3 protein-coding genes are annotated in these 7,282 nt (G+C 36.5%); all 3 read left to right on the top strand.

Going from position 1 to position 7,282, the window contains the following annotated elements; all coding sequences use genetic code 11:
* The first annotated feature begins 318 nt into the window (after nt 1-318).
* The 3 genes from EII41_RS12950 to EII41_RS12940 all read left to right on the top strand — a co-directional run bounded on the left by EII41_RS12950 (nt 319) and on the right by EII41_RS12940 (nt 6,951).
* Nucleotides 319-891: a DEAD/DEAH box helicase gene (locus tag EII41_RS12950; protein WP_260425591.1), complete on the top strand. Its 573-nt coding sequence runs from the start codon at nt 319-321 to the stop codon at nt 889-891.
* Nucleotides 892-1,012: 121 nt separating this feature from the next.
* Nucleotides 1,013-4,606, top strand: coding sequence for a hypothetical protein (locus tag EII41_RS12945; protein WP_185711919.1), 3,594 nt, complete (start codon nt 1,013-1,015; stop codon nt 4,604-4,606).
* Nucleotides 4,607-4,608: 2 nt separating this feature from the next.
* Nucleotides 4,609-6,951, top strand: coding sequence for a PIN domain-containing protein (locus EII41_RS12940; RefSeq protein ID WP_124790924.1), 2,343 nt, complete (start codon nt 4,609-4,611; stop codon nt 6,949-6,951).
* Nucleotides 6,952-7,282: the final 331 nt, after the last annotated feature.

The raw sequence follows: 7,282 nt of genomic DNA, 5'->3' as shown, positions 1-7,282 counted from the left end.
TAACTTTATGGATATGGTATACTACATAAACGGAGGAAGGAATTTCCATTACCCACTCAAATCAACATAGAGCCTTTAATATCCATCTCATTACTCGAGAAGAAGCGAAAAACAATTTTTACGAGGTCGTAGATTACTGCGAGACTCGTGGGTACGGCTATTCTGTATGGAAAGGGGTTTTGATGGCAGCAGATCATTTGGCTTCAGCATTAAACAGTGATATTGAAGTTGTTTCAAATAAGCTCTTTATCAAGCCCGATTTGAATTATTATCATACAAGAAAGAGCGAATTATATCCTTTATCTTTCGTTTCGAGCAATGATAAAAGAATACATACTTGTTACGGCGCCAACGGGAGCCGGAAAAACTGATTTTCTGTTTCGCCGTTGCACAGGACGCGTATTTTATACCTTACCTTTTCAGGCTTCTATAAATGCTATGTACGAAAGGGTAAAAGCAGAATTAAAGAATACCGATGCCCAAGTACGACTTTTGCATGCAGCCTCAAGTTTGAAAGTCGAAAAACATGACATTGAAGAAAAAATATTACAACGACATATAAGAGCTTCGGTTAAAATACTTACTCCGCACCAAATGGCTTCATTGGCATTCGGAACAAAAGGATATGAAGCAATGATTGTGGATCTGAAAGGTTGCGATGTCATACTCGATGAAATCCATACCTATTCTGAAACGACACAAGCTATCGTATTAAAAATAGTGGAAATTCTCGATAGCATAGGCTGTCGCATACATATTGGAACAGCAACGATGCCTTCCGAACTATATAGCAGATTGGTCGCTATATTGGGAGGAAAAGAGAAGGTGTACGAGGTGCGATTAGAGGAGGCCGTATTAGACAGCTTTAATCGACATATTATTCTTCGATAATGTTATTGCAGAGAATATCGAATCAATAAACGATGCCATTTCTTCAAAAGAGGATAGCATCTCTTTCCATAACTTTATCATAGAGCACCTCGGATCATTAACTCCGGATCAGCAGAATAAAATGAAGGAAGCCAAGGTTTATCTTTATGGACAGGATGAACCTGCAAATCAATCATGTGGGCATAATACGTTAAGTGCGAATGCAAAGGAATTATTTAACCTGAAACTTGTAGAATTTTCAGACCTCAACATTATTGATCCTGATTATAAAACAGAAGAGAATACAGAGTATTGGGAAACTCGCTTAGAGAACTCAAAGTTCACGGTTAATCATTTCTTCACATGGTTAGGAAAAAATGTTGATACGTTTAGCAGCACCATTGAAAATGAAGACTTAAATATTGCATTTTGGCGATGGATAAAAAGGAATGTTTCTGATAAATTAATTGATGAAGCATCTGAATTGCCAGTTTTATTGAAAGATGGTAGCATTGACTCTGAAGGTCCTGTCTATTTTTCTGACGAATACATGGATGGAGCCGCAATCGAACATTCTGTCAAAATCTTCGATGAGAATGCGAAATTCCTAAGTCCTAAATACATTGGCGAAGAAGACGATATTGAGGATTGGAAAACATTCTTCTCTAAAGCAAATATCAAATATGAAATTATTGATATCTTGGTCGAGACTGTCATTCCTCAGCTATCAGAAATAGATGATGAAAGTCTTCCAAAGCTAATCGCAGAAAATCGTGAAGCACTTGAAAAGCGATATAAAAACGGGCTTATTTCAGAATTAACCAATCTGCGTGTAAAGGCTCATGACGGAGAATTTTACGATATAAGTGATGCAATTTATATTGATTGCGAGAAAGATGAGCCATTCCCTTATATTGAACTACCTAATCAGATATCATTTGGTTCTGCTGAGGAACGTCGCCTAATTAAGGAAATAATTGATGAAGTCGGTGGTAATTGCGTTGTTAACCTCAGTGATTGGCAACAACGTAAGTTGGATTGTTATCTTGATATGCAAGACAAGGATACTGATGATATACGTGATTTCCATTATCAGTTTATTGACGATCTTGCTATTATTCGTAATACAGGTAGAGACTCATTAAAGGAACTTGAACGCATAGAAGAAATACAGCTTCTTGACAAGGATGACGATTTTTGTGATGTTTCTACTCTAACTATGGGCTCTGTTTATAAGCCTTTCTTTGATTTTGAAGCATGTGGCGTTGAGTTAGACTATGTGAGTGATACATACAATGATGAATGCTCTGAATATGCAGGAAGAATATTCAGAGATTTAAAGATTCATTGTGACTTCCAAGAAGAAGATATCCATTGTTTGGAAGATCGTAAATGCGCAGTTTACTTTTGGGGAACCTATCTTCTAAAAAAAGATGCAGCAATCTCTAGTATTAAGCAGCTAATTTCAGACCGTAAATTTGATAAGATAGCATGTATTCCAACAAAGGATTACATGAAATGTGCATCTGAATTGTATTATGGGGCAGAAGTATCAAGATATGTCAAGAGCATAGAAGACTGGGAAAATAAAGTTCCGCTTAAGGATCTTCCTGACATTAAACTGTCTGATGATACAGTTTTTTTTAGCTTGTTGCCATTTAAAGAATCACTGGATTTCTTGGACGCACTGTATGCGATCGTGACTATCGCGGGGCAAGAACGACGAACTCAACTTCTTAGCTGGATGATTGAAGGTTATGATGAATCATATGATTCAAAAATTAATGAGTATCGTGAGGACAAGCATGCATTATGGTATAATAATAAGAATGAGAACGTACAGATAAAAGCCTTGTATGCACTTGATTATGGGGACAAGACTTTAGATCGGTTCTTCGGATCAAATCCAAGAGTTGTCAATAAAGCCTATTTCCCATCTGGTGATTCTTTTAAGGAAGCATGTGATATTCTTAAAATTAAGACTATCACTTCTGATGACTTGAAAATAGAGCCGGTTAGCGCTGATGAATTTACTGCATGCGCAAAAACGCACAAATTATATTCACTTGTGATGGCTGGACTTATTGACAACGAAGGATGGGAAAAGTTATACAATGATTATTGTGAAAAACTAGAGCATGTAAAATTCTATCGTTGTAAGTCAATCTTAATTACATACATTGAAGATTCAGAAATTAATCAGTCATTGAAAAAATTCTATTATCAAAAAGATACGAATAGTCTATATTTTGTTAAAAGTCTTGATGATAAATTGGTCTACGAAAGCTATGTCAAACAATTCTTAGAACTGCTTGGAATTGATGAAGATGATATAGCATATGACCAAGCTAAGATAATAATGGATGATCAAGATTCTGCTCTTGAAATAGTAAAAGAACAGAATAGTCTCATGCTTGATGAAAACTTCAAAAACGAGTTAGATAAACTGATCCCTGGAATCAAACGAGAACTCGCCGGTAATGAAGCCGTAGAGGAAGATAAAGATACTTCTAATTATCGTCCTTCATTCACTACCCAAGATACTACTAATGGAGAGGTAGATGAAGATAATGATAGTGATGAAGAACCTCAGGTTTCAGAAAATGAGACTGACCATAATTCGGAAGATGAATATCCGGAAGATCTTGAAGCTCCAAATCAAGATGAAGAAGACTTTATTCAGTATATGAAAGAGATGGTCGAATACGATGGTACAACCGAGGAAGTCGTTTGTGAACATTATCGTAATGGTACTTGGGTGCGTGGACATATGAGAAATGGATATAGGGTTAATGGTTATTGGCGCGATGGATCTACTGTTGGTGAGCATAGTCGTACATCTTCAGCAGAACCATCTAATAATCATCATAATATTTATTCAAAGCCTGAGAATACATATGCTAGCAACGAATCAGATAATGATGATACAAACAATATTGATAATCGAAGACATTCAGATTCCAGTCAATCGAATCGTTCTTCTTCTGAAAGAAAAGCAAGAACAACTAACCGGACAAAGCCTTCATCAGGAGGACGTCATGAATATTCTGATATGACAGGTTGGAATGATCGTAATCGAGAATATACTCCACAAAAGCCAAAGCCATATTCTCCTGAGGATGTTAGAAACTTTGGCTCTCATGGCGTATCACGCTCATTAGAGGTGTTGGAACCAACAACTTCCGAAGTTGATGAAATTAATCGAATACTTGGTGAAGATTTGACATCAGAACAAGTTGCAGATCAAAGTTATTTGGCTCAACTCCGTCTTTACAACAATCTCGTAAAAAAAGGTTATCAGCCTAATGAAAGCAAGGATGATTTCGTAAGAAATGCACATCTGAAGAATGAGCATTCTCTCGGTGGTGGAAAATATATCCATAAGTGTAGTGCAGCCGGTGGTATTATGTATCTCTCTCCATCTATATGGAACAAAATCGCTGACAACAGATGTGTCGTATGTGTTTACCTTGGTGCTAAGGCAAACGAATTCATGTATTTCAATACACTGGATGATATTCTTGAATGGATTGGAGAGGATGATATTGTGATTAAACTTACTGGTAAAGAGAAAGCTGATGTAGTAGAAACGCTATATTCAGGAATCCTTGATGGTGTTAAAGGTACTGCCTATACCATGATACGAGTGATGTCAAATGAGAAATACAATTCTGTATTTGCTCCGCTTGCTCAGAACGATATAAATGATAACGATGATAACGAAGAAGACTATTAATTATGAATAAGAAGGTTCAATATTATCAGCATTTCTTTGCTGACCAAGTAAAAGAGGCTGAAATGGAACAAAAGGCTCTTGTAAAGGCCTCAGTTAATCAACTCATTAAAAAGGAGGAACTACTTGTTGGCTACGTAGACCATGTCAATGAAAAGTTAGGTCATGTTGTTTTGAAATTTCCTAAAGATAAAGCTCCTCGTCTAAAGGTCCAGAAGTCTATAATGGTAATCAAAAAAACGGCAAAGGCTGAACTCGGGCAAAGAATTTCAGACTGGATCTGTTCGTTCTTTGATTTCTATAAGAATCGTGATTATCATTCATCCACCTCTGATATACTGCCTTTATATTATACAAAAAAAGGAGATTCTTCATACGATTATGTTGGATGCACAGGATTAAGTGTCGCTTTATTCGATCTTTTCAAGAAGACTATTGCAGCAGGTAAATCAATGACCATTTTCTTGTTCACTCCATTTCCTCCAGTGGATTACTATAATAATCTTGTAAACTTCTTGGATGTCTTCCATGATATGCCAGAACAACTCATCGAGCCAAAGATTGATTTTGAGGATTGGCATCCAGAAGAGTTGTCTTATGATCCAGAACAAAAGACTGCTATCCCTGATAAGATTATGGAAACCCTTAATGAAGAGGGTTATTGTGTTTTACAAGGTCCTCCTGGAACTGGAAAAAGTTACAATATTGCCCATATCATAGCTAAATATCTCAGTGAAGATAAAACAGTTTGTGTAACCACGATGGCTAATAAGGGTCTTATAGAACTGGTTCAACAGCCACCGCTGGAAAACTTTCTAAACGAAGGAAGAATCTCAAAGACAAACCTTTCTGCAGATGAGAGAAGAACTGTCAAAGGTTTGAAGCCTGCGAAGAAAGGTTTCGTCATTCCAAATGGTGAATTGCTATGTTCAACAAACTATGTTTTGTCACATGTATACAATTCTGACAATCTGATAGAAAATATTTTACCGATATATGATCTTGTAATCATCGAGGAGGCTTCTCAGGCATTTTTAGCTTCAATACTTGCTTTCAAAAAACTTGGAATGAAGTGTTTGATAGTTGGTGACCCTATGCAGTTGCCTCCAATTATTACAAATCCTAATAAAGTTCAGTACAAAGCTTGGAATGCAAATACACAGATAGAAGGACTGAAGACTTTTGCACTAGGTACAGATGTAAAGTCGTACAGAATCATCACGACTTTCCGTCTTACTCCAGCAAGCGCAAAACTTACAGGAATATTCTATAACAATCATTTAATTTCTGTTCAGGAAGAACCACTTGATTTTAGTTCATGTTCTTCGAGATACTTTCCAAAGAAAGGTGGTGTACTCTATTATTATACTGAAGATTACACTAATGGAATTGTCTCCAAAAGTGGATTAAAACTTGTTCATACAATCATAGATCAGATTAGTAAAAACTATCCTGAAAGAAGTGTTGCTATAATATCTCCTTTTAAAGATACGGTAAAACAATTGCAAAAGTCATTCCTAACGGATTCAGCATTCGCCAACTTAACTATTGAAACGATTGATAGAATTCAGGGTATGACTGTCGATTATGCAATTTTGTATGTTCCAGGACGTAATCCTGGGTTTGCTTTGGACGAAAGACGATTCAATGTTGCTACTAGTCGTTCACGAAGTACTACGCTCATCATATCTGATATCCCATTGAATGAGTTTCACTCAGCTTCGCCAACCGTTATGCAGTTTATTAATAATTGTGATAAATATGATGGTGATAGGAGTGTTATCAGAAATACAACTTTAGAGGCTCAGCCTATAGAGAAAGAAGTCCCACCGATTGTGAAAATGCATAAGCCTACTCAAGAGAAAACTATTCCCACAATGGGTGTGAAAATTGTTGGCAAGATTGATCTAGCAAGATTTGAACGCCCAAAGAAAGAACTGAGTTCGGACAAGAAGAACTACTACGTCATCGACACCAATGTGTTTGTCAACTGCCCTGATATTATCAGCAAGATAGACAAAAGATATCCTATTATCATCTCTGCTAAAGTGACAGACGAACTCGATAAAATGAAAACTAAATTGGGGGAAGAAGGCAAACGAAATGCAGAGAAGGCATTACGGAATCTAAATAACGAAACACAGCATAAAATTATCTATGAAATTGCTGATGTATCACTCCTTCCTGATGATTTTGACAAACGATCACCAGACAACATGATTATTTCTGTAGCATTGAAATATAAAGAACAAAATCCAGTTATGCTCACATCGGACAATGGTCTACAACTTAAATCTAAAATTCTAGGGATTCAAACGATTTCCCTGAAAGCCTATCTTAAAAGATAATTCTCCGATGTGTCCTATCTTAAAAAAGTCGTAAGTTCTTCTTCTTGTTATCGTTTATTTCTACTTTCATGATTTACGCTATTTTTGGGGAATGTACCTATTCCGAAGTACATAAGTCTAAAGCCCAATGCGGACATTTCCGATTATAAAAATATATGGATGAGCGCTAGCAAACAATTAATCATGGAATTAAGTCCGGCTTTCAGCCCTCTATTGGAACACGTCCTTTTTCCCCAACGCTCCGCATTGGGCTGAATTAGTCGTTCCTTATAAAATCAACTTATGCCACAAAATATATTTTATGCTTCCGGAAAAACCAACCGAAAATAAA

This window comes from Tannerella forsythia, from assembly GCF_003860135.1.
Lineage (GTDB): Bacteria > Bacteroidota > Bacteroidia > Bacteroidales > Tannerellaceae > Tannerella > Tannerella forsythia_A.
The sequence above is the reverse complement of the archived record's forward strand: the minus strand, read 5'-3'. Positions and strand labels throughout refer to the sequence as shown.